A 20,295-nucleotide genomic window follows, 5' to 3' on the forward strand; every position below is an offset into this window, starting at 1 on the left:
ATGGGAGGATCCGGAACGTTGAAGGCGGTCCTGTTTGACCGCGACGGAACACTGGTTGTTGACGAGCCCTACAACGGCGATCCGCAGCTGGTGCGGCCCATGGACGGCGCGCTGTCCGCCCTCGAAAAAGTGCGCCGCGCGGGACTGGCCACCGGAGTGGTGACCAACCAGTCGGGCGTGGCGCGGGGGCTGCTCACGCTGGAACAAATGCACGCCGTCAACCAACGGGTGGAGCAGCTGCTGGGTCCGTTCGACGTATGGGAGTTCTGTCCGCACGGACCGGAGAACGGCTGCGACTGCCGCAAACCTCAGCCGGGAATGATCCTGGCGGCCTGCAGTGCTTTGGGCATCACCCCGGAAGAAGCTGCTGTTGTTGGCGACATCGGCGCTGACATGGAGGCGGCCGCCGCAGCGGGTGCCAGGGCTGTATTGGTGCCAACGGACGTCACCCGGCGTGAAGAGATCGAGGCCGCCGGCAGTGTTGCCGCGGACCTGGGGCATGCAGTGGAGCTACTGCTCTCCGGGGCACTGGAAGAACAGGATGCCCGTGTATGAGCCGCGTCCTGGTGGCCCGCTTGGACGGCATGGGAGACGTCCTGCTGTCAGGACCGGCCTTGCGCGCCGTGGCCAACGGAAGCAGGCCCGATGGCAGCCGTCCCAATGACGTAGTGCTGCTGTCCGGTCCCGAAGGATCGAGCGCGGCGGAGATGCTGCCCGGAGTGACCCAGGTGCACACGTGGGAGTGCCCGTGGATTGTGAACCCGGCACCCCCTGTCACGGAAGAGATGACGCGCGGCCTGATCGACTTTGTCCGCAGCTCCCGGATCCAGGAAGCCGTCATCCTTACGTCCTTCCACCAGTCCCCGCTTCCACTGGCGATGCTCCTGCGACTGGCCGGCGTCAAAAAGATCACGGGCGCGTCCACGGACTACGCAGGCTCCCTGCTGGACGTCCGGCTCAAACCGGGCGAGGACTTTCCGGAGGACCAGCCGGAAGTGGTCCGGGCGCTCACCATCGCAGCGGCCGGCGGCTACGTGCTCCCCAACGGTGACGACGGAAAGCTGCGCATCACCTCCGGCCCGGATCCTGAAGGGGTGGCCGGGCAACTGGCTGACGAAGGACCGTACATTGTGGTCCACCCGGGATCCGCTGCGCCGGCAAGGGCCTGGCCCGCGCTGCACCACGCAGCAACCGTGGAACTCCTGGAAGCCTACGGGCACCGGGTGGTGGTCACGGGCGGCCCGGGGGAGACCTCACTGACGGCAACAGTGGCCGGCCCCTCCGCCAGGAACCTCGGCGGTGGAACCAACCTGCGGACGCTGGCAGCGGTACTGGCGGGAGCCGCCGTCGTGGTCACCGGCAATACCGGTCCCGCGCATCTGGCAGCAGCGGTGGGAACGCCGGTGGTGTGCCTGTTCGCCCCGGTGGTTCCGGCCATCCGATGGGCGCCCTACGGGGTGCCGCTGGAACTGCTGGGCGACCAGGACGCTGCCTGCAAGAACTCCCGGGCCCGCCTCTGCCCGGTGCCCGGGCATCCCTGCCTGAGCTCGGTAACCCCGGAGCAGGTTGTCGAAGCCGTTGAAAGGCTCCTGGGAGGCGTGTCCTCCCTGTCCACCCGACGAAAGGTTTGGAAACCATGAGGATCCTGGTGTGGCACGTCCACGGCGGATGGATGGAGGCATTCGTCCGCGGCCGGCATGAGTACCTGCTGCCGGCATCGTCCGACGGCGGTGCGTGGGGTTTGGGGCGCGGCGGCCGTGAGTGGCCTGCCGCCGCCCAGGAAGTGGATTTGGACACGTTGGACCCTGCCAGTGTTGACGCTGTTGTCCTGCAGAGGCCCGAGGAAATCGCAGCGGTGGCCCGCTCACTCGGCCGCCGCCCGGGCGTGGACCTTCCCGCCGTGTACCTGGAACACAACACTCCCAAGGGCGACGTCCCGTTCACGCTGCACCCTTTGGCGGACCAGAGCACCATACCCGTGGTCCACGTGACCCATTTCAACCAGCTCTTCTGGGATATGGGGACGGCAACCACTACGGTAATCGAGCACGGCATCCCCGACCCCGGGCACCTGTACACGGGCGAACGGGAAGAGATGGCGGTGGTTGTCAACGAACCCGTCAGGCGTGGCCGTGTCACGGGAACCGATCTCCTGCCCGGATTCGCCGGGGTGGGGCCGTTGCGGGTCTTCGGGATGGGCACGGAAGAGCTGCCCGGGGCGCTGAACCTCAAGGGCTACGGGCTGAGCGAGGTCCGGCTGCACATTGCCGGCGACGTGCAGGCGCCCAAACTCCACCAGGAACTGGCCCGCTGCCGCCTGTATCTCCACCCGCTCCGCTGGACCTCGCTGGGCTTGGCGTTGCTTGAAGCGATGCACCTAGGCATGCCCATCCTGGCGCTGGCCACCACCGAGGCGGGCCGAGCCATCCCGCACGGTGCAGGCCTGGTCTCCAACGACGTCGACGATCTCCAAAAGTTCGCCCGGCGGCTGCTGGACGATCCGGACGACGCCTACGCCATGGGCATCGTTGCGCGCGAGGCGGCACTGCAGCGCTATGGGCTGAACAAGTTTCTTCGGGCCTGGGACGAACTCCTGGCCGAACTCCCCCAGGGCGCGCGACGGGGAAGCCGTCCGCAATCCGGAACAGCTCTCAGCTGCCACAACACCGACGCCCGGCATCATCCCGACGCCCGCCACGACACCGAGAGGACGCACCCATGAAAATCTCCATGGTCTCCGAACACGCCAGTCCGCTGGCTGCCTTGGGAGGCGTTGACGCCGGAGGACAGAACGTCCACGTGGCGGCCCTTTCATCCGCCTTGGCAGACCGCGGCCACCAGGTCACGGTGTACACGCGGCGCGACGATCCCGAACTCCCCGCGAAGGTGCAGGTTGGCCCGGGACTCACCGTGGTTCACGTGGACGCCGGCCCGCCCCGGCGCATCCCCAAGGACGACCTCCTGCCGTTCATGGGCGAACTGGCGGACGGTATCTGCGAGGACTGGGGAGAGCAGATCCCCGACGTCGTCCATGCCCACTTCTGGATGTCCGGCCTCGCCGCCATCCAGGCATCCAGGCGGGCAGGGGCTGCCAACCCCGTTCCCGTGGTGCAGACTTTCCACGCCCTCGGCTCCGTAAAACGCAGGCACCAGGGCGCTGCCGACACCAGCCCGCCGGCCAGGGCATGGCTGGAACCATGGGTGGGGCGCACCGCCGACTGGGTCATTGCCACCTGCCCGGACGAGGTCTTTGAACTTAAGGCCCTGGGCGTCAGCCGGTCCAAGATTTCCATCGCGCCCTGCGGCGTTGACCTCACCCTGTTCCCGGGAACGTCCGACGCCGAAACCAAGTCCCGCACGCATCGGATCCTGAGCGTGGGACGCCTCGTGCAACGCAAAGGCGTGGACCTGATCATCCAGGCCCTGCCCCTTCTGGCCGAGGCGGGCTTCACCGACGTCGAACTCCTGATTGTTGGCGGTTCCGGCGACGCCCTGACCCTCGAGGAAGACCCGGAGGCCCAACGGCTCCACGCCCTGGCGAAGGAGCTGGGCGTCGAGGACAAGGTGACCATGCGGGGACAGGTGCCCCGCGACGCCATGCCCGGCATTTTCCGGAGTGCGGACGCCGTGGTCTGTGCGCCCTGGTACGAACCGTTCGGCATTGTGCCCCTTGAAGCCATGGCGTGCGGGGTCCCGGTGGTGGCGGCAGCCGTGGGCGGCCTGCGGGAAACAGTGGTTGACCAGAAAACCGGCCTGCACGTCCCGCCGCGTGATCCGGAAGCCCTGGCCGGTGCGCTCGGAAGGCTGCTGGGCGACCCGGAGCTGCGGGCCGACATGGGCCGCGCCGGTGCACGCCGGGCACGCTCCCGCTACTCCTGGGAACGAATCGCAGCCGACACGGAGAAGGCGTACCGATCCGTCCTGGCGGCCGGGCTGTCCCGGCAGGCCGACGAAGGGTTGGAACCATTGGAAGGAACGGCACTGTGAACATCAAAGGCTCCTTGACCGTCACAAGCAGCGCTCCTTCCACCGGGGACAGCGTCCCGGACACTTTGCCAGCACGGTGGGCTCCCGATCCCACCGATTCCAACCACACGGCCGAGGTCACCAAGCACCTGGACAACGTCCTGCCCGCGCTGGACTCGCTGCGCTCGCAGTCAGGGCGATTAGCCGAGTGGGGAACGGAACTGGCCAAGCGGCTGCTGGCCGGGCAACGCCTGCTGGCGGCCGGCAACGGCGGTTCAGCGGCTGAGGCGCAGCACCTGACGGCCGAGCTCGTGGGCAGGTTTGATGAAGAACGCGCACCATTTTCCGCCATCTCGCTCCACGCCGAGTCCTCTGCCGTTACGGCACTCTCCAACGACTACGGCTACGAGGAAGTCTTTGCCCGCCAAGTCAGGGCCCACGGCCGCACAGGCGATGTCCTCATGCTGCTCTCCACCAGCGGACGCAGCCCCAACCTGCTCAAAGCCGTCCGTGCAGCCAAGGAACGCGGCATCACCACATGGGCACTGACCGGCAGCGGCCCCAACCCGCTGGCCGACTCCTGCGATCAAGCCGTCACCGTTGAGGCCATCTCCGCAAACGCCCAGGAAGGCCATCTCATCGCCATCCATGCCGTGTGCCGGGCCTTTGATGCCGAGGTCGCCAAGCGCGCGGGCTCGGGCCCACACACCTACGGAAAACGGCAGCCATGAGGATCACAGTGGTGGGCGACGTCCTCCTGGACGTGGACATCAACGGGGTCGCCACCCGGCTCAGCCCCGACGCGCCCGTGCCGGTGGTGGACGTCGCCGACATCCGGCGTCGTGCTGGAGGCGCTGGACTGGTGGCCACGGTGCTCGCGCAGGACGGCCACAGCGTCTCGCTGGTCACCGCGGTATCGGACGACGACGGCGCCAGCCACCTCCGGCGCGCACTGTCCGGTGTCTCGGTGCTCGCCGGCGCCCCGCTCGCCCCAACGCCCACCAAGACCCGGGTGCGGATCGGGACGCACCCCATGGTCAGGTTCGATGAAGGATGCGCACCCGCTCCCGCTCCCGCCAGCACAGGGGAGATGCTTGCAGCCATTACGTCGGCGGAGGCCATTGTGGTGGCCGACTACGGCCGGGGCATCACCGCCAATGCCGGGATTCGTGCCGCGCTTGCCGACGCCGTACACCGCGTCCCCGTGGTGTGGGACCCGCATCCTGCCGGTTCCGAGCCTGTGGCGGGGGTCGCCGTCGTGACGCCGAACCTTGCCGAGGCCATGGCGGCAGCGAAAGCGGCCGGGCTGGAACCGCCCACGGATGCCGAAGAAGCAGGCCGTTACCTCCTTGAAAAGTGGGGAAGTGGGGCCGTTTTGGTGACGAGGGGTGAGGACGGGGCGCTCCTGATGTCAGCCGGTGCCGTGCAGGGTATCCCCGCCCCCAAAACCAACGTCAGTGATCCCTGTGGAGCAGGCGACCGGCTGGCCGGCAGCCTTGCCGTTCACTTGGGATTCGGGCTGGACCTCGCGCAGGCGGCAACCAAGGCAGTGGGGGATGCGTCGGCGTTCCTGGCAGCGGGTGGGGCAGCGGCGTTGGCGGTGGTGACCGAAGCGGCAGCGTCGGATGAAGCGCCTGAAGTGAGTCCCGTCGTCGAACCCGGTCCTTTCGTCGAGCTGAAGGGCCTGGAATTGGTGGGCGCCGGCGACCTTGACCCCGACGGCGTCCGGCTGGCTCACGCCGTGCGGTCCACGGGCGGCACGGTGGTGGCCACCGGCGGATGCTTCGATCTCCTCCACGCCGGTCACGCCCGGACGCTGGCTGCCGCGCGCAGCATGGGCGACTGCCTCATCGTTTGCCTGAATTCCGATGAATCGGTCAGGCGGCTCAAGGGCGCACACCGGCCAATCGTCAGCGTGCAGGACCGGGCGGAGTTGCTGCTGGCTCTTGAGTGCGTTGACGCCGTGGTGGTGTTCGACGAGGACACTCCCGAAGCCTGCCTCGCTGAAATCAAGCCCGATATCTGGGTCAAGGGCGGCGACTATATCCCCGAAGAATTGCCGGAAGCCCGCTTGGTGGCGGGTTGGGGAGGGCGCTGCGTCACTGTGCCCTTCCATCCGGCACGCTCCACCAGTGGCCTGGCTGCAGCCCTGGCCAAGGTCAGCTGACAACAAGCAACCGATCAACCAAGCACCGATCAACCGAGAGGAACCGCATGAACACGCAAACACCTGGTCGCGTCATCGTCACTGGAGGCGGCTCCGGCCTTGGCGCTGCGATCGTGGAAGCCATCCGCGACGCCGGGGGCACGCCCTTCGTCTTCGACCGCGATGTCAGCAACGTGTCCGGGGCCAAAGCCCTGGAAGTGGACGTCTCCAACCGTGAAGCAGTGGAAGCCGCCGTCAAAGAGGCCGCCGAAACCCTGGGCGGCCTGGACGGAGTGGTGACGGCGGCGGGCATCGATCGCTGCGGCAAGCTGGGCGACGTCCCGGCGGAGGAATGGGAAAAGGTCATTGGAGTGAACCTCCTCGGCACGGTGTCCGTGGTCCGTGCGGCGCTGCCCTATTTGAAGGGATCCCGGGGCAGGGCCATCACCATCGCCTCCACGCTGGGTCTCCGGGCGCTGCCCGATGCCACGGCGTACTGCGCCTCGAAGTTCGGTGTCATTGGCTTCAGCCGTGCACTCGCCGCGGAAACCGGCGGCGTCATCGGCGTCACCACCATCATCCCCGGTGGCATGAAGACCCACTTCTTTGACGACCGCGACGAACAATACAAGCCACAGGACGACTCCAAGCTCAACGATCCCGCCAACGTAGCGCAAGCAGTGGTGTTTGCCCTCTCCCAGCCTTTCGGCAGCGAGGTCCGCGAACTCCTTATTTGCCCCGCAGAAGAAGGCTCGTGGCCGTAAGGTCCAGCACGTCCTGAACAACGTCGGCCACGGCGATCCCCTCAATGAGGGTGTCGTCGTGGCCGCAGTGCGGTGCGGTCCATCCCACCTGGGTGACGTCAGCTCCGCATCGTGGACACTCCGTAACCCACGACATCCGCACGCGGTGCAAACCCCTGCCGCGCGGCCCTGCATTGAGTACGTTTCCCACCCAGAAAATTCCCACTGTGGGCGTTCCCAGCGCTTGGGCCAGGTGCCGGGGACCGCTGTCACTGGCGAGCATGACTGTTGCCTCTGACAGGAGAGCCGCCAGGTCCCCCAGGTCCAGCTCGCCGGCCATGGAGCGCACGGCGTTCCGGTCACCCTCAGGCAGTTGGCGAACTGCCACTTCAGCTACTTCCTGCGCCAACGCCTTCTCGGTGTGGTCGCCCACGATCAGCACCTGGGCACCTTCCCGCGCCAACCCCGCCGCAGCTTCAGCAAAATACCACGCCGGCCACCGCCGTCGTGGATCGGTGGCACCCGGGTGGACCACCACCAGCGCTGTCCGCTGCGGGTCCCGTATTCCCGCCATGTTCTGCTGATGCTCAGGCCTGGGGCGCAAGGGAGGGGAGATGATGCTTGGAGCTCCGGCGAGACCCGCCACCTCCAGCCAGCGGTCCGGTTCATTCTGGTAGTAGACGTAGTCAAGGTTCCGCTCCAACGGCTCCGCGTCCTTGGTGCGCGTGCCCACGGTATGCCGTGCACCCAGACGAAGCAGGAACGGGTTGGAAAACCGTCCGCCGCCGTGCATTTGAAACGCAACATCGAATTCCCTGGACCGCATCGATTCGAAGAACACCTCCTGCGCAGCCAGGTCCTCAGCATCGTCCCCAAAGCGCTCGCCGTTGAGGGGACCGTCATGGACGCCGCGGGCGACGGGCAGCATCTCGACGGCGTCAACAGGACCTTCCGTCGCGGCAGCCAGGGCCGCATGGATCGGCGTGCCCAGAAGCGTGATGGCGGCGGCGGGGTACGCGTTCTTCACCGCGTGGAGCGCCGGGTAGAGGTACATCAGGTCGCCCAATCCACCGCCCCTGAGGACCGCAATCCGCGTGACGTTACTGAACTTTGCCAGCACGGGACCGATGCCGGGGCTCGCAGGAACATCCATGGGTGATTCCTTCTTCACGGTGGCGGAAACCAGCGTACCCGGCGTGTGAAGCCCGTGCCGCGGGGTACCTGAGGGGAACAGGAAACTGTAAGCCCAACCGGAAGGTACCCCATGGCACGCCTATCCAATCACGAGGGTCCGGACCATCAGGAAAGCCTGGCTCATCAGGAGGGCCTGGTCCATCAGGAGGGCCTGGCTGACTGGTTGCCGGGTCGCCTGGCCGAGGCGCATCCCGTGGTGACGGTCATCGGCGACTCCATCCTTGATGGCTGGTGGGATGGAACCATTGAGCGGTTCTGCCGCGAAGCCCCAGCCCCTGTGGTCCAGGTCCAGCGCCGTGACTTCGTCCCGGGAGGTGCGGCCAACACGGCGATGAACCTCGCCGCCATGGGTGCGAGGGTTCGTTTCGTGTCGCTCGTGGGAGAGGACGCAGGAGGCCGCACGCTCCTCGAGCAGCTCACGTCGGCCGGCGTGGACGTTTCGCAGGTGGTGTCCCATACCGGCATGACCACCACCACCAAATTCCGGGTGAGCAGCGGCGGGCAGGTGATGCTGCGCCTGGACGACGCCGCGGAAAAGGTTCCCGCAGATGGCCTACGGCAGGTGGCTGGTGCCATTCCCGAGGCACTCCGGGGAGCGTCAGCCGTGGTGCTCTGCGACTACGGGGCAGGGGCGTTGGAAGGTGCGGTACGGGACACGATTTTTGAGCACCTGGGTTCCCGGGGCTATAGCCCCGCTGAAGCCGGCCCTGCCAATGCCCGCCAGGACACCCTGGTAGTAGTGGACGCCCACTATCCAGGGCGCTGGGCCCAGCTCCATCCGGACTTGGCAACCCCCAATGCGCAGGAGGCCGCCAGGCTGCTGGGGGCTGAATTTCCCGGTGGTGCTGCCCGGTGCCCCTTTGTGGAAGCCCACGCGGCCCAGCTCCTGCGCGCCTCAGGTGCGGCCGCCGTCGTCGTGACGCTGGACCGGGAGGGGACGCTGACCATCGGCCCCAACGGTGACGCCCACAACCCGGCCACCCACCGGACGTGGGCGCGGCCGCAAGCGGAAAAGCAGGCTTCGGGCGCCGGCGATACGTTCGTGGCGGCTTTGACCATTGCCCGCGCCGGCGGACTGCCGCTGACCACCAGTGTGGATCTGGCCCAAGCCGCGGCCGATGTTGTGGTGCACCGGCCAGGTACCTCCGTCTGCACCACCGACGAGCTGGCGAAACACCTCGGCGGGTTCGCCGATACGGCACTAACCGACGCCGAGCTGGCGCGGTACGTGGAGGAGCATCGGCGGGAGGGCAAACGGATTGTGCTGACCAATGGGTGCTTCGATGTCCTGCATCGTGGCCACACCCGTTACCTCAACCAGGCCAAACAACTGGGCGACGTGTTGGTGGTGGCACTGAACAGCGATTCTTCCGTGCGGAAACTCAAAGGCCCGGACCGCCCGGTCAACCATGAGGCCGACCGCGCGGCAGTCATCGCCGCACTGAGCTGCGTGGACCATGTCACCGTGTTCGACACCCCTACGGCCATCCCGCTCATCGATCTCCTGCGGCCGGACGTTTATGCCAAAGGCGGCGATTACACGCCGGAAATGCTCCAGGAAACCGAAGCCGTGGAACGGTATGGCGGCACAGTGACCATCCTGGATTACGTGCCGGAGCACTCCACCACAGCAGTCCTGGAACGCATCCGTTCCACGGGCGAAACCCCGCAGGGCTAAGGAACCATCATGCGTATTGTGATCATCGGTGCAACAGGGCATGGCGGCACGGAACTGCTGAAGCGGCTCCAGAAGGCACGCTCAGAAGAAGGCGCGGATCTGGAACTCGTGGGCGTCGTCCGCCGACAACCGGATCCCGACGCCGCTCCCTATCACGGTGTGGAGTGGCACACCCTGGACATCAGCGACGCCGGAGATCAGCCCGCGCTGGAAGCAGCTTTGGCAGGAGCCGATGCTGTGGTTCATCTGGCGTGGCTCATCCAACCGAACCACAACCGGGAGATGCTTCGTCGGACCAATGTGGCCGGGACTTCCCACATGCTGGCCGCCGCGCGCAAAGCCCGGGTGGGACACGTCGTGTGCGCATCGTCCGTGGGTGCCTACTCGCCTGCTCCCAAAGACCAGCGGACCAAGGAAGACTGGCCGGTGGGTGGGATCAGCAGCTCGCACTACAGCGCTGACAAAGCAGCGCAGGAAAGGCTCCTGGACGGTTTCGCCGAGGAGAACCCGGACGTGGTGGTGGCGCGTCTCCGCCCGGCGCTGATGTTCAGCGCCGGAGGCGGCAGTGAGGTTGGCCGCTACTTCCTGGGCCGGGTTCTGCCCCGGCTGGTTCCGCGTAAGCCCTGGCTGCCGTTCCTCGCCATCCCCAAGGAAATGGTGTTCCAGGCCGTCCACACGGCCGACGTCGCTGATGCCTACTGGCGGGTGCTGGAGCGCAAGGCGGAAGGTGCCTTTAACATCGCCGCCGAGCCGGTCATCGACCCCAACGCCTTGGCGTGGATTCTCAACGCCAGGCGGGTCATGCAGTTCCCGCTGCCGGTGCTCCGCGCCGTCGTCGAGGTCAGTTGGCGGCTCCGGCTGCAGGTGACCGACGGCGGATGGGTGGACATGGCGGCCAACGCCCCCATCATGGACACGGCGCGGGCCCACGCTCTGTTGGGCTGGTCGCCCAAGCATTCCTCGCTGGAATCGCTGGCGGAAATGCTGGACGGAATCGGTGCAGGGAAGGGGCGGGAAGCCTCCCCTCCGCTGAAACCTCGATAGAACTTACTCGGAGGACAACACTACGGTCAGGATCCGGCGCAGGCTCATGGCCACCGAGGCCGGAGCGTTCACCGGGGCCTGGTCAGCGGCGGCCCCGGCCACGGCATCGCCAAGGGCCGTAATGCTGTCCTTCGCCTGCGCCAGCCGGTTGGCCAGCTCACCGTTCTCGGCGTCCCGCCAGTGGTCCACTACGGCCGCCACGGATTCCAGGGCTTCCGAGAGCGGGGCAACCACGGCGTCCGGGATGACTGTCCCCGCACCTTCTTCCCAGATGGCGCTGGCCAGGACGTCGGTGATGTCCTGGACGTGGAAGGTAAGCCGTTCAAGGGTTCGCAGGCCGGCGAGGTCGCTGGGCAGGCGGGTTGCACGACGACGGGACCTGGGGTTCGCTTTGGCGCTCAGTTCTGCTTGATGCACCGCAGTCCGGACCCCGGCTGCCGTGAGCGAGAGTTCGTCGCTTCGGCTGGCCCAGGCCTCATGGTTGGGCGGCCAGGACTCCTCCATGGCCTTGGCCATGTCCTTGAGCTGGCGGGACAAAGCACCTTGGTGTCCGGCGATGGCGGGATCGATGTCGTCCAGGTGCAGGGGCGGGAAGATCAGCCAGTTCACGGCAAACCCAACCGTGACACCCAAGGCCATCTGGAGGACGTAGGCAAAGGAGAATCCCTCCGCGTTGGAGTCGCCCAGCACCAGGACGAACAACGCCGCCATGGGAATCCATTCAGATGCTGTGCCCAGCCGGGGAAGGCCGCCGATGAGCACGCCAAGACCCACCACCACGGCAACAGCCAGTGCAGTAGGAGCGGCCACGGTGGTGATGGCGAAGGCCATGCCGATGCCCAACACCAGCCCCACCAGGCTCTGGAGCCCATGTTTGGCGGAGTCGGCCACGGTGGGGTGCATGCTGACCAGGGCGCCCAGCGGCGCGTAGTACGGGTAGGCGGCCGCGGGGCCGGGCATGAAGGGAGCAAGGTACCAAGCGAGGCCTGCTGCGACGGCCGTTTTGGCGGCGAACAGGAGTCGGTGGCGGGTGACAGTTTTTCGAAGCGCGGGAATCAGCCGTCGCCTCGCGGGCAGTTGGCTCATCACCCCAACATTCGCAGGTATGGTCCCGGCTGTCGAGCGGAAAGTGCAGAACGTGAGCAGGGACATCAATTCGTTCGATTGGGTGATTAGATCCCCGGCAAGCGGGTACACACCCATTGATAGTAACGATACTTACTATCCCGGCTGCTGTCCGCAGCCTGCCAACTGTGGAAAGAGAGCGATAATGACTGAGAGCAAATCGCCGCAGGACGGAAGCTTCGCGGCGCCAAACACCGGTGCCCATGCAGGTACCGAACCGTTCACGGGAAACTACTTGGACTCCGCCGATGGTGAGACTCACACTGCTGGAACCACGGGAATCAGTGGGACCCCCGCTGGTTCGGGAACCGGTTCCGACTATTCAGGCACTTCCGGCACGTCCGGCACGTCCGGCAAGGTGGACACGGCCAAGGAAGAAGCTGCGGGCGTAGCAGGCGCCGTCAGCGACGCCGCCGGGGGAGTCGTGGACACCGCCAAGACCGAGGCCGGACACGTTGCCCACGAAGTCAAGGTAAATGCCCGCCAACTGCTGACGCAGACCAAGGGTGAACTGACAGACCAAGCCCACGTCCAGCAGCAGCGCGTAGCCGAAGGCTTGCGGTCCATCTCCGACGAACTGTCCACCATGGCCAATTCAACGCAAAACGGCGGCGTCGCCACCGACCTGGTCCAGCAGGCAGCACAACGCTCCTCCTCCGTTGCCCAGTGGTTGGAAGGCCGCGATCCCGGCTCGCTGCTGGATGAAGTCAAGGGCTTCGCACGTCGTAAGCCAGGAACCTTCCTCCTGCTGGCAGCTGGAGCCGGTGTCCTCGCCGGTCGCCTCGGCCGGGGTATGGCAGGCAACGCCTCCGACGCAGGCTCCGCAAGCGGCACACCTGCCACCACGGAGACGCCTCGCGCCGTGTACTACCCGACTCAGGGTGGCGCGGTAACACCTCCGGCAGTGGACCTCCCGGGGCCGACGGCAACAACCGCCGGATACGGAGCGGCCACCACCACCGGCTATGACGCAGGTACTACGGGTGGCTATGACGGTTCCACGCTCCCTTACCCGGAGACTGAGGCCGGTGGCGTCAAGGCACAGGGCGATCCACTGGCAGGACCGATTGACCCGGAGAGCCCCCTTGATCCCGATGACCCCCAGTATGGAGGTCACCGATGAGCAGTCCCGCCGATCTACCTCCCACAGAAGCCCACGTGAAGGCGGAGACCCTTCCCCTCGGTGAGCTCCTGAGCGACCTGACGCGCGACGTTTCCACGTTGATGCGCCAGGAAGTGGAGCTGGCCAAAGCGGAACTCAAGGAGTCCGCCACCAAGGCCGGTAAGGGCGCGGGGATGCTGGGCGGAGCTGCATACGCCGGCCACATCACCGTGCTGTTCCTTTCCATTGCCCTGTGGTGGGCCTTGGGTCAGCTTGTTGGCCTGGGATGGTCCGCTGTCATCGTCGCGGTCATCTGGGGCATCGTGGCAGCAGTGCTGGCTGCCAAGGGCCGCAAGGAACTCAACACCATCAAGGGCATGCCACAGACCGCTGAGACGGTCAAAGAAATACCCCCCGCTTTGAAACCGAACACTGAGGAGACACGATGACGCAGAACCCCGACGCCCTGCGCGCCGATATCGAAGAAACTCGCCGGCGGCTCAGTACCAACGTTGATGCCGTGGCGGACAAGGTCACGCCTTCGCACATCGTCAATCGCAGGGTGGACAAGATCAAGTCCGCTGTGTTCGGCGCCCGCGACGACGTCAGTGACAGGGCCGGAAATGCGGCCCATCATGCACAGAATGCTGTTTCCGGAGCCGTCTCGGACATCGGTGATGCACCGCAGGTGATCACACGGAAGGCCCAGGGCAGCCCGATCGCCGCCGGCCTGATTGCGTTCGGCGCAGGCTTGCTGGTGTCCTCGCTGTTCCCGGCCTCGGAAAAGGAGCGGGAAGCCGCCCAGGCCGTCAAGGAAGCAGCCCAGCCCTTGACCGACGAACTGAGCCACGCGGCCCAGGAAGTTGCCGAGCATCTGCGCGAGCCCGCTCAGGACGCAATGCAGAACGTCAAGGACAGCGCCACGGAAGCCGCAGCCAACGTCAAGGATGAAGGCCAAGCCGCGGCAGCCGACGTCCAGGACCGCGCACACACGGCCAAGGACAACGTCAGCAACCAGTAAGTTCCCCCGCTGACCCAACTGAGTCGCAGCAGATGCCGTTTTGGGCCCTCAAAACGGCGTCAACTGCGACTCAGTTGGGTCAGTCTGTGCTCCGGGGATTTCGGGTGGGGTCTTGGATCAGCGCACTTCCAGGATCATGTGCAGCAAGCGGGCTGCGGCCGGCCGGGCGGCGTGTTCCTCGGACCACTGCGCACGGGCCAGGGCCTTGCTGACGGCCTGCGTGGTGATGCCCAGCTCCTGGGCCACGGCTTTTTGCTGGCCTCGGACGCCCGGTGTGAGCAGGTCAAGGACCCGCCATTCCGCCGCGCTGCGGTGTTGGACGATGTGTCCCAGGAGCCGCAGCACAGCTTCAGCTTCTGAAGCCAACGCGGTCAGAGGTCCGTCCACAGCCACCGGGATCCGCTCTTTGCCGTTACGCAGCCTGTCGACGGCCCGGCGCGCGTACACCAGGCCGTGGCCCGAGGCGTCCTTCACCAGGTTGGGCAGCGGCTCATTGATGGGTCCAACGCCGATTCCTACGTACCACTGGCTGGACCGAAGCGCGATCAAGGCAGTCTCCACGGCCTGGTGGCCCGATTCGACGATGCCCTGCACCTCATCCTCAACCGAGCGGTCAAAGTCGAGCCGCGCAGGAATGTGCCGCAGGTCCTTGAGCAGCTGCGGCACAAGGTCGCCGTCGCGGCGGCTGTCGCGTTGGTTGATGGTGAGAGTGAACATAGTGGATCACATGCTACCGGCTGGTAGACGGTCTGCAAGGGCAAAATTCGCCCATTGTTCAGTCCAGTCGGTCAGTCGAGCGCCATCCGCCCGGTAAGTACGACGGCGGGCAGGGCACCTGCCGCTGCCCGTGCGGCGCCGGGTGTTCCTGCATCATTCATGGCCCCGTGGACAGCGAGGACCAAGGGCGCGGGGTCCCGGTTCGAAGTGAAGACCCAGAACGTGTCGCGCGCTTGGAAAACCACGGCATTCCGGCCCCCGGCGCCCAGGGAAACTTTCCGGCGTGCCACCAATCGGCGGTCGGGATCAGTGCCGTCGGGAGTGGTCACGGCTTTGATGGTTCCGGGCGTGATGTCGGCCCAGGGGATCACCACGAGGGTGTGTTTCTGCGAGTACTTGGCGACCATCCCGCCGTCGAAGACCAGCAGCTTCCGGAAGCTGCCCAGGAGCGTCATGGACCACAGCACCAGACCCGTCAGAATGCTGGTCAGCACAAAGAAAGCGGGATCGTTGAAGTGCCCGGCTTCCCGGGAGGACCGGATGGGGCTGACAAACTCTGCGATGGTCCCGAAAATGAACCCCACCACGAGGCAGGGGATGAGGACCTTCCAGTAGAGGTGTCGTGAGGACGCTACATAGCGGAGCTGGCCCAGGTCGGGGGCGAGCTTCCGCTCGATACGGCGGACCAGCCAGTTACGGCCGTGCATCCGGACGCTGGCCATAGAGGTTGGGCAGGTTCTGCCGATCGGCCGCAGCGGCTTGTTCGGCGGCAGTGACCTTGGGGTCCGGAACCGGTGCCTGGCCTTGCGCAATGCCGGAGCGGCGGTCGATGGCGGCGAACTTTGGATCCCAGGTGTCGTCTCCGCCACCGCTGACGGCGGAGGCGATAAGCATCACCACGAAGAACGGAAAGAAGGACCAGCAGATGGCACGCCATCCGCCCAGCCAAGCGCCCGCCGTCGTGCCGTTCTTGATCCGAACCGAGCGCATGCCCGCAGCGGCGTCGCCCACGCTGCCCACGGTTCCCCAGATCATTCCGTAGACCAACAGGCCCACGAACCACAGGACAACGTAGAGGGTCAGCCACAAACCGTCGTTGTAACCGAGCGCCGAGCCGCTGTTCATCATGGACTCACGGACCACCGCGACAATCGCGGCCAGGATCACGTAGCCCACCAGGAAGACGACTGCGTCCAGGACGCGACCCCAGAAGTGGGCACTACCCGAAGCCTTGACGAAGTACGCGCCGGTCTCAGGATGGCGGCGAACAGGGCGGCCGTTGACAGGGTCAAGCAGCCCAGTGAGGGTGGTGGACTTGGAAGTACTCATGAGGGACTTTCAGCTCGACGGCGGTGTGCGGCTTGGGTGCAGAACGTCAGGCCAGTCCGGCCAGTCCGCCCAGGACGCGGGCCAACGATGCCGCGGAGGTTTCCTGCAGCTCGAACGTTACGGATTCTGCCTGCTCCGGGCCGGATTCAGGCGAGCCCTCCACGCGCGGGGTGAGCACGTGGACGCCGGACGGGCCGGTGTACACGGTGATCGTGGGGAATTCGTTGGTATTGGAATTGAAGGCCACGACGTTGCTTGCGGCCTGGGTGTCGGCCAAGGCGGTGGCGGCGTGCGCCTCGAACTGGGCTTCCGTGTAAAGGGCAGGTTCGGTGTCGCGGACGGCAGCTTGCTGGGGGTCCACGAATTCGGCCAGGCGCGGAACCAGCTGGTCGCGGGTCACCACGGTGAAGCCGTGCAGGCCGCTTTCGTCCACTTCCTCGAGCAGAACACCCTCGTCATGAAGGTAGCCGTAGAGCCAACGCTTGCCGGTGGAGACGGTGCGTTCCACCGAGACAACGCTGCTGCCGCTCCGGCGCAGGGTGAGGGCGCCGGTGATTTCCTCCGTGGCGTGCAAGCGGGACGGTTCAGTCTCGCCCTCGAAGACCACCGGATACACGATTTCCTTGGCGAGCAGGCCGCGTAAGGCGATGGCGCACATCAGTTCCTTGCTGGCGTCCTGGGCCGAAAGCCACGGCAGTGCCACCAGCTGTTCGTGCTGAACGCCGTCCAGGGCCACAACTTCTTCATCGGTCAGCGTAGGCAAAGGCGCGCCGACTGCGCTGGCCGAGGCCAGGACCTTGGCTGCGGCCTCGATGTCCCGCTGGGTCCATTTCATGGTGCTGGTGGTCATCCGAATATCCCTCCGACAAAGTTTCCGACTGACTTGGCGGCGTCACTGACCCCGTCTGCCACCTTACTGCCTACGTCCTTGGCGAAGCCCGCCACCTCTTTGGCGCCATCGGCGATGTAGCTGCCAGGGTTGCGTGCGAAGTTGCTGATGGAGTCCCAGTTGTCAGCTACGAGGTTGCCCAGTGCCCACGCTCCGGCGACGATGCCCGCACCGATCACGATCGGAGCGCCGATCGGCCCCAGCAGTGCCGCGCCGCCTGCCGTCATGAGCATGATGCTGCCTACGCCACCCACCACGGACAGGCCACCGGCAACGCGGTCGCCAGTGCCGCGCCATCCATCGTGCTGGGGGTTGATCATGTCGCTGATACCGCCCACGATGTTCAGCGGTGCCGCCAGCGCTCCGGCCACGCGGAGGCCCTTGGAGAACTTGCTGGCGTCCTGGAACGCCTGGCTGTAGGGGATGTTGGCTTTGAGGTCGGTGAGGACGTCAGTGACTTTCTCACCGTTCCGCAGCGCGGTCATGGCGTCGCGGACAACCGTTCCGCCGGCCCGCCAGTTGGTCAGGACCTCGCGGGTCTTCACCCATTCCGCATTGCCAAGCTTGAGGTATTTGTAGGCCGTCCACAGCGGGGCAGCCAGTCCCTTGACGCCCATCGCGGTGTCATAGACGTCCTTGAGGACACCTACCGACGAGCCCGAACCATCATTGTGGCTGGCGAACTCCTGCTGGTTGGCGTGCTTCTTCAGTTGGCTGGCATTCTCGCGCAGCATATTGGCGGCCTTGACCAGGCTCTGCCGATGCTGGGAGTTCCAATCGCCCTTGAACACCGTTGCGTCCCGGCCCTGCCACGCTGTTGTGGAATTGATGGCGTTGGACAACTGCGTGCTTTGCAGGCTGATGGCGTCGGCAGCTTTGCCCATGACGCCGGCCAGACTGCGAAGCTGCGTGATGTCCGCGCCGTAGAACCCAGCCATATGAACCCCCTGTGTAAGGCATCGAAAAGTCTCGTCCCAGCCTAAGCGGACCCGGGAGCTACCGCGATGGGGAGACATGCCCATGTGCACAACCCGGGTAAGGAACGTTAAAGAACGACGGCGGCTGGTGCGGTTCGCAGGGAACCGCACCAGCCGCCGTCGGGCATCACGTACAAGGCGCGCGACGCGGAAGCGTAAGCCTTAGTGTGCTGCCGGAACGTAGCGCTTGATGGAAGCTTCCAGCTCGGCTTCAGCAGCGGCGCGGTCGCCCCAACCCTCGGCCTTGACCCACTTGCCGGGCTCCAGGTCCTTGTAGCGCGTGAAGAAGTGCTCGATTTCCTTGATCAGGAATTCGCTGACGTCGCTGACTTCCTGGATGTGGTCGAAGCGTGCGTCAACGGGGACGCAGAGGACCTTGGCGTCTCCGCCGCCGTCGTCGGTCATGTTGAAGACGCCGATGGGGCGGGATTCAACGATGACGCCCGGGTGGAGGTCGAAGTCCTGCAGGAGCACCAGTGCGTCCAGCGGGTCGCCGTCTTCGCCCAGGGTGTTCTCGAAGAAACCGTAGTGCGTGGGGTACTGCATGGAGGTGAACAGGACGCGGTCCAGGCGGACACGGCCGGTTTCGTGGTCAACTTCGTACTTGACGCGCGATCCCTTGGGGATCTCGATGGTCACGTCGTGCTTCATGGAATGCTCCTTGACGGGTGTGGGTGGGGCGTCGCTCCGCCGAAGCGGCCGTCACGGGTGACGGTGCCTCAGGCAGGCTGCTCAGCCCGGGGCTGGCGGCAGGCAAAAGGACAGCCGGTGCCGCCGACTACTATTGAGGATATAGCGAGAGGCCCGGGTTTCTTGAACCGGCGGGGACATTTCAGGACTGACAGGACCAAGCAACTTACATGATGGGCGTTAAAAACGGGGGTGCCCGCTGGGTATCTTCGGCGTGGGGACGCTTGAAATGGCCGGTGCTGTTGGCCGGAGTCCTGCTGTGCCTCAGTGCCGTAGTGGTGGCCGGTATGGTGCCGGGCCTGCTGACCGCGCCCAAGCCGTCCCCTTCGGTTCCCGCTTGGCAGCAGGAGCCGGACCGCCTGGCTGACGTCAGCGGAGTGCTTCCCCTGAACGCCGATGCTCCACTTCCACTGCCCGACGAAGTTGCCCGGCAGCTTGATGCCACGCTGAAACCGGCCGGCGGGGGCAGTATCAGCGGCATGGTGATGGACGCTTCCACCGGCAAGGTCCTCTTTGACCGCGACGCCAACGCCAACCGGATCCCGGCCTCCAACATGAAGTTGCTGACCGCCGTGGCTGCGCTGAAAGCCCTCGGCCCCGAGTCCCGCTTCACCACGCGCGTTCTCGCTTCCGATGACCCCTCCACTGTGGTGCTGACCGGGGGAGGGGACGTCCTGCTGGGTGCTTCCGCGTCGGATCCGTCGGCGGTTCTTGGGCGTGCCGGTCTGGCTTCGCTGGCCTCGGATACTGCGGCGGCTTTGGCTGCAGCAGGCGTCAAGGGGCCGATCACCGTGAAAGTGGACGATTCCCTCTTCACCGGCGCACCTCTTAACCCTGCGTGGAGCCTGGACGACGTCGCCGCCGGCGAGACAGCACCGTTGTTTTCCCTCGCGCTGAACTCAGGCCGCTACGCTCCGGAGGTCTTGACCGGTCCGCGCCCCCAGGATTCCGCCGTCGCAACCGCACAGGCGTTCGCCGAGCAGTTGGCGGCTGCAGGCGTTGCGGTGGTTCCCGGCGTCGAACGCGGCAAAGGCCTCCCCGCCAAGGTGTTGGCGGCCGCGGAATCGGCGGCGGTCAGCGAGCAGGTGGACCTCATGCTCGAGTCCTCGGACAACTTCCTCGCCGAAGCACTGGGGCGGATGAGCGCCCTGGCTTCCGGTCAAAAGGCCACGTACGACGGCGCCACCGCGGCCGTGCGGCAACGGCTGGGGGAGTTGGGGATCGCCACCGGTTCGATGCTGTTGGCCGATGTCTCCGGACTTGCCTTGGAAAACCAGGTCAGTGCCCGCCAGTTTGTCGAGGTGGTCCGTGCGATCACCAGCGGACCGGACCTTTCTCTGCGCACCGCGCTGGACGGGTTCCCGGTGGCCGGGCTGACCGGAACCCTGGATGACAGATACGGGGATGCCTCTACCGCGGAGGGTGCCGGGTTGGTCCGGGCCAAGACGGGGACGCTCAATACGGTGATTGCGTTGAGCGGTTACGTGGTGGACGCCGACGGGCGTTTGCTGGTGTTCTCCTTTATCGGCAATGACCTTGAACCGGGATCTGCTGCCAACAAGGTGGCCATGGACCGGTCGGCGTCGGTGTTGGCTTCGTGCGGTTGCCGGGGCTGAAAGCTCCGCGTGGAGCGAACTTAAGAGCCCACTGTCAGTCTCGTGTGGTGTGATGGTC

Annotated in this window: 21 protein-coding genes; 13 read left to right on the forward strand and 8 right to left on the reverse strand. The window is 66.0% G+C overall.

Annotated features, from left to right (window positions below; genetic code table 11):
- The 7 genes from ACIQLI_RS21810 to ACIQLI_RS21840 all read left to right on the forward strand — a co-directional run bounded on the left by ACIQLI_RS21810 (window position 1) and on the right by ACIQLI_RS21840 (window position 6,876).
- Window positions 1–555 (forward strand): D-glycero-alpha-D-manno-heptose-1,7-bisphosphate 7-phosphatase, encoded by a 555-nt coding sequence (locus ACIQLI_RS21810; RefSeq protein ID WP_400392375.1) that lies wholly within the window; start codon window positions 1–3, stop codon window positions 553–555.
- Window positions 552–1,640 (forward strand): glycosyltransferase family 9 protein, encoded by a 1,089-nt coding sequence (locus tag ACIQLI_RS21815; protein ID WP_400392378.1) that lies wholly within the window; start codon window positions 552–554, stop codon window positions 1,638–1,640. Before ACIQLI_RS21810 ends, ACIQLI_RS21815 begins: the two co-directional genes overlap by 4 nt.
- On the forward strand, window positions 1,637–2,722 hold the full coding sequence (locus ACIQLI_RS21820) for a glycosyltransferase (protein ID WP_400392381.1): 1,086 nt from the start codon (window positions 1,637–1,639) through the stop codon (window positions 2,720–2,722). Before ACIQLI_RS21815 ends, ACIQLI_RS21820 begins: the two co-directional genes overlap by 4 nt.
- Complete coding sequence (locus tag ACIQLI_RS21825; protein ID WP_400392384.1) at window positions 2,719–3,987, forward strand: glycosyltransferase; 1,269 nt, start codon at window positions 2,719–2,721, stop codon at window positions 3,985–3,987. The genes ACIQLI_RS21820 and ACIQLI_RS21825 overlap by 4 nt, the downstream gene beginning before the upstream one ends.
- Window positions 3,988–4,052: 65 nt before the next feature.
- Window positions 4,053–4,697, forward strand: a complete 645-nt coding sequence (locus ACIQLI_RS21830) for an SIS domain-containing protein (protein WP_400392440.1) — start codon at window positions 4,053–4,055, stop codon at window positions 4,695–4,697.
- Window positions 4,694–6,133, forward strand: a complete 1,440-nt coding sequence (locus tag ACIQLI_RS21835; RefSeq protein ID WP_400392387.1) for a PfkB family carbohydrate kinase — start codon at window positions 4,694–4,696, stop codon at window positions 6,131–6,133. Before ACIQLI_RS21830 ends, ACIQLI_RS21835 begins: the two co-directional genes overlap by 4 nt.
- A gap of 47 nt (window positions 6,134–6,180) precedes the next feature.
- Window positions 6,181–6,876 (forward strand): SDR family oxidoreductase, encoded by a 696-nt coding sequence (locus ACIQLI_RS21840; protein ID WP_091464488.1) that lies wholly within the window; start codon window positions 6,181–6,183, stop codon window positions 6,874–6,876.
- Here ACIQLI_RS21840 and ACIQLI_RS21845 read toward each other — a convergent pair.
- On the reverse strand, window positions 6,842–8,008 hold the full coding sequence (locus tag ACIQLI_RS21845; protein WP_400392390.1) for a glycosyltransferase family 9 protein: 1,167 nt from the start codon (window positions 8,006–8,008) through the stop codon (window positions 6,842–6,844). The two genes, ACIQLI_RS21840 and ACIQLI_RS21845, sit on opposite strands and share 35 nt — an antisense overlap.
- 111 nt (window positions 8,009–8,119) lie before the next feature.
- Here ACIQLI_RS21845 and rfaE2 point away from each other — a divergent pair, with 111 nt between their 5' ends.
- On the forward strand, window positions 8,120–9,727 hold the full coding sequence (gene rfaE2 / locus ACIQLI_RS21850) for a D-glycero-beta-D-manno-heptose 1-phosphate adenylyltransferase (protein WP_400392392.1): 1,608 nt from the start codon (window positions 8,120–8,122) through the stop codon (window positions 9,725–9,727).
- Window positions 9,728–9,736: 9 nt separating this feature from the next.
- A complete protein-coding gene (locus ACIQLI_RS21855; RefSeq protein ID WP_400392395.1) occupies window positions 9,737–10,771 on the forward strand; it encodes an NAD-dependent epimerase/dehydratase family protein in 1,035 nt (344 codons plus the stop codon).
- 3 nt (window positions 10,772–10,774) lie between these two features.
- On the opposite strand, the gene ACIQLI_RS21860 is transcribed toward ACIQLI_RS21855, so the two are convergent.
- Window positions 10,775–11,857, reverse strand: coding sequence for an aromatic acid exporter family protein (locus ACIQLI_RS21860; RefSeq protein ID WP_354232905.1), 1,083 nt, complete (start codon window positions 11,855–11,857; stop codon window positions 10,775–10,777).
- Window positions 11,858–12,041: 184 nt separating this feature from the next.
- Here ACIQLI_RS21860 and ACIQLI_RS21865 point away from each other — a divergent pair, with 184 nt between their 5' ends.
- Genes ACIQLI_RS21865 through ACIQLI_RS21875 form a run of 3 tightly spaced genes read left to right on the forward strand, consistent with a single transcriptional unit; the run spans window position 12,042 to window position 14,019 of the window.
- Window positions 12,042–13,019 carry a hypothetical protein gene (locus ACIQLI_RS21865; protein WP_400392398.1) on the forward strand — a complete coding sequence of 326 codons (978 nt, stop codon included), beginning with the start codon at window positions 12,042–12,044 and terminating at the stop codon, window positions 13,017–13,019.
- Window positions 13,016–13,447, forward strand: coding sequence for a phage holin family protein (locus ACIQLI_RS21870; protein ID WP_011772900.1), 432 nt, complete (start codon window positions 13,016–13,018; stop codon window positions 13,445–13,447). The genes ACIQLI_RS21865 and ACIQLI_RS21870 overlap by 4 nt, the downstream gene beginning before the upstream one ends.
- Window positions 13,444–14,019: a DUF3618 domain-containing protein gene (locus ACIQLI_RS21875; RefSeq protein WP_400392401.1), complete on the forward strand. Its 576-nt coding sequence runs from the start codon at window positions 13,444–13,446 to the stop codon at window positions 14,017–14,019. Before ACIQLI_RS21870 ends, ACIQLI_RS21875 begins: the two co-directional genes overlap by 4 nt.
- Window positions 14,020–14,136: 117 nt before the next feature.
- Here the strand turns inward: ACIQLI_RS21875 and ACIQLI_RS21880 are convergent, their stop codons facing one another.
- The 6 genes from ACIQLI_RS21880 to ACIQLI_RS21905 form a co-directional block, all read right to left on the reverse strand.
- Entirely contained in the window at window positions 14,137–14,736 is a 600-nt protein-coding gene (locus ACIQLI_RS21880; protein WP_354232902.1) for a hypothetical protein, read from the reverse strand.
- A gap of 71 nt (window positions 14,737–14,807) precedes the next feature.
- Window positions 14,808–15,458 (reverse strand): hypothetical protein, encoded by a 651-nt coding sequence (locus ACIQLI_RS21885; protein ID WP_400392404.1) that lies wholly within the window; start codon window positions 15,456–15,458, stop codon window positions 14,808–14,810.
- Window positions 15,430–16,065: a hypothetical protein gene (locus ACIQLI_RS21890; RefSeq protein ID WP_400392407.1), complete on the reverse strand. Its 636-nt coding sequence runs from the start codon at window positions 16,063–16,065 to the stop codon at window positions 15,430–15,432. The genes ACIQLI_RS21885 and ACIQLI_RS21890 overlap by 29 nt, the downstream gene beginning before the upstream one ends.
- 46 nt (window positions 16,066–16,111) lie before the next feature.
- Window positions 16,112–16,915 carry a hypothetical protein gene (locus tag ACIQLI_RS21895; protein WP_400392410.1) on the reverse strand — a complete coding sequence of 268 codons (804 nt, stop codon included), beginning with the start codon at window positions 16,913–16,915 and terminating at the stop codon, window positions 16,112–16,114.
- Entirely contained in the window at window positions 16,912–17,892 is a 981-nt protein-coding gene (locus ACIQLI_RS21900; RefSeq protein WP_311212639.1) for a hypothetical protein, read from the reverse strand. Before ACIQLI_RS21900 ends, ACIQLI_RS21895 begins: the two co-directional genes overlap by 4 nt.
- Before the next feature lie 201 nt (window positions 17,893–18,093).
- Entirely contained in the window at window positions 18,094–18,582 is a 489-nt protein-coding gene (locus ACIQLI_RS21905; protein WP_024818962.1) for an inorganic diphosphatase, read from the reverse strand.
- Between the two features lie 212 nt (window positions 18,583–18,794).
- Between ACIQLI_RS21905 and dacB the strand changes: the two genes are divergently transcribed.
- The gene (dacB, locus tag ACIQLI_RS21910) at window positions 18,795–20,237 is read left to right on the forward strand and encodes a D-alanyl-D-alanine carboxypeptidase/D-alanyl-D-alanine-endopeptidase (RefSeq protein ID WP_400392443.1); all 1,443 of its coding nucleotides are present in this window, start codon (window positions 18,795–18,797) and stop codon (window positions 20,235–20,237) included.
- Window positions 20,238–20,295 lie beyond the last annotated feature (58 nt).

The organism is Paenarthrobacter sp. NPDC091669 (assembly GCF_044756725.1).
In the GTDB taxonomy this organism is placed as follows: domain Bacteria; phylum Actinomycetota; class Actinomycetes; order Actinomycetales; family Micrococcaceae; genus Arthrobacter; species Arthrobacter bambusae_C.

Excerpts from the sequence above, each read along its gene's own strand:
- ACIQLI_RS21810 (WP_400392375.1), top strand. The coding sequence starts at position 1 with ATGGGAGGATCCGGAACGTTGAAGGCGGTCCTGTTTGACCGCGACGGA.
- ACIQLI_RS21815 (WP_400392378.1), top strand. The coding sequence starts at position 552 with ATGAGCCGCGTCCTGGTGGCCCGCTTGGACGGCATGGGAGACGTCCTG.
- ACIQLI_RS21820 (WP_400392381.1), top strand. The coding sequence starts at position 1,637 with ATGAGGATCCTGGTGTGGCACGTCCACGGCGGATGGATGGAGGCATTC.
- ACIQLI_RS21825 (WP_400392384.1), top strand. The coding sequence starts at position 2,719 with ATGAAAATCTCCATGGTCTCCGAACACGCCAGTCCGCTGGCTGCCTTG.
- ACIQLI_RS21835 (WP_400392387.1), top strand. The coding sequence starts at position 4,694 with ATGAGGATCACAGTGGTGGGCGACGTCCTCCTGGACGTGGACATCAAC.
- ACIQLI_RS21840 (WP_091464488.1), top strand. The coding sequence starts at position 6,181 with ATGAACACGCAAACACCTGGTCGCGTCATCGTCACTGGAGGCGGCTCC.
- ACIQLI_RS21845 (WP_400392390.1), bottom strand. The coding sequence starts at position 8,008 with ATGGATGTTCCTGCGAGCCCCGGCATCGGTCCCGTGCTGGCAAAGTTC.
- rfaE2 (WP_400392392.1), top strand. The coding sequence starts at position 8,120 with ATGGCACGCCTATCCAATCACGAGGGTCCGGACCATCAGGAAAGCCTG.
- ACIQLI_RS21855 (WP_400392395.1), top strand. The coding sequence starts at position 9,737 with ATGCGTATTGTGATCATCGGTGCAACAGGGCATGGCGGCACGGAACTG.
- ACIQLI_RS21860 (WP_354232905.1), bottom strand. The coding sequence starts at position 11,857 with ATGAGCCAACTGCCCGCGAGGCGACGGCTGATTCCCGCGCTTCGAAAA.
- ACIQLI_RS21865 (WP_400392398.1), top strand. The coding sequence starts at position 12,042 with ATGACTGAGAGCAAATCGCCGCAGGACGGAAGCTTCGCGGCGCCAAAC.
- ACIQLI_RS21870 (WP_011772900.1), top strand. The coding sequence starts at position 13,016 with ATGAGCAGTCCCGCCGATCTACCTCCCACAGAAGCCCACGTGAAGGCG.
- ACIQLI_RS21875 (WP_400392401.1), top strand. The coding sequence starts at position 13,444 with ATGACGCAGAACCCCGACGCCCTGCGCGCCGATATCGAAGAAACTCGC.
- ACIQLI_RS21880 (WP_354232902.1), bottom strand. The coding sequence starts at position 14,736 with ATGTTCACTCTCACCATCAACCAACGCGACAGCCGCCGCGACGGCGAC.
- ACIQLI_RS21885 (WP_400392404.1), bottom strand. The coding sequence starts at position 15,458 with ATGGCCAGCGTCCGGATGCACGGCCGTAACTGGCTGGTCCGCCGTATC.
- ACIQLI_RS21890 (WP_400392407.1), bottom strand. The coding sequence starts at position 16,065 with ATGAGTACTTCCAAGTCCACCACCCTCACTGGGCTGCTTGACCCTGTC.
- ACIQLI_RS21895 (WP_400392410.1), bottom strand. The coding sequence starts at position 16,915 with ATGACCACCAGCACCATGAAATGGACCCAGCGGGACATCGAGGCCGCA.
- ACIQLI_RS21900 (WP_311212639.1), bottom strand. The coding sequence starts at position 17,892 with ATGGCTGGGTTCTACGGCGCGGACATCACGCAGCTTCGCAGTCTGGCC.
- ACIQLI_RS21905 (WP_024818962.1), bottom strand. The coding sequence starts at position 18,582 with ATGAAGCACGACGTGACCATCGAGATCCCCAAGGGATCGCGCGTCAAG.
- dacB (WP_400392443.1), top strand. The coding sequence starts at position 18,795 with ATGGGCGTTAAAAACGGGGGTGCCCGCTGGGTATCTTCGGCGTGGGGA.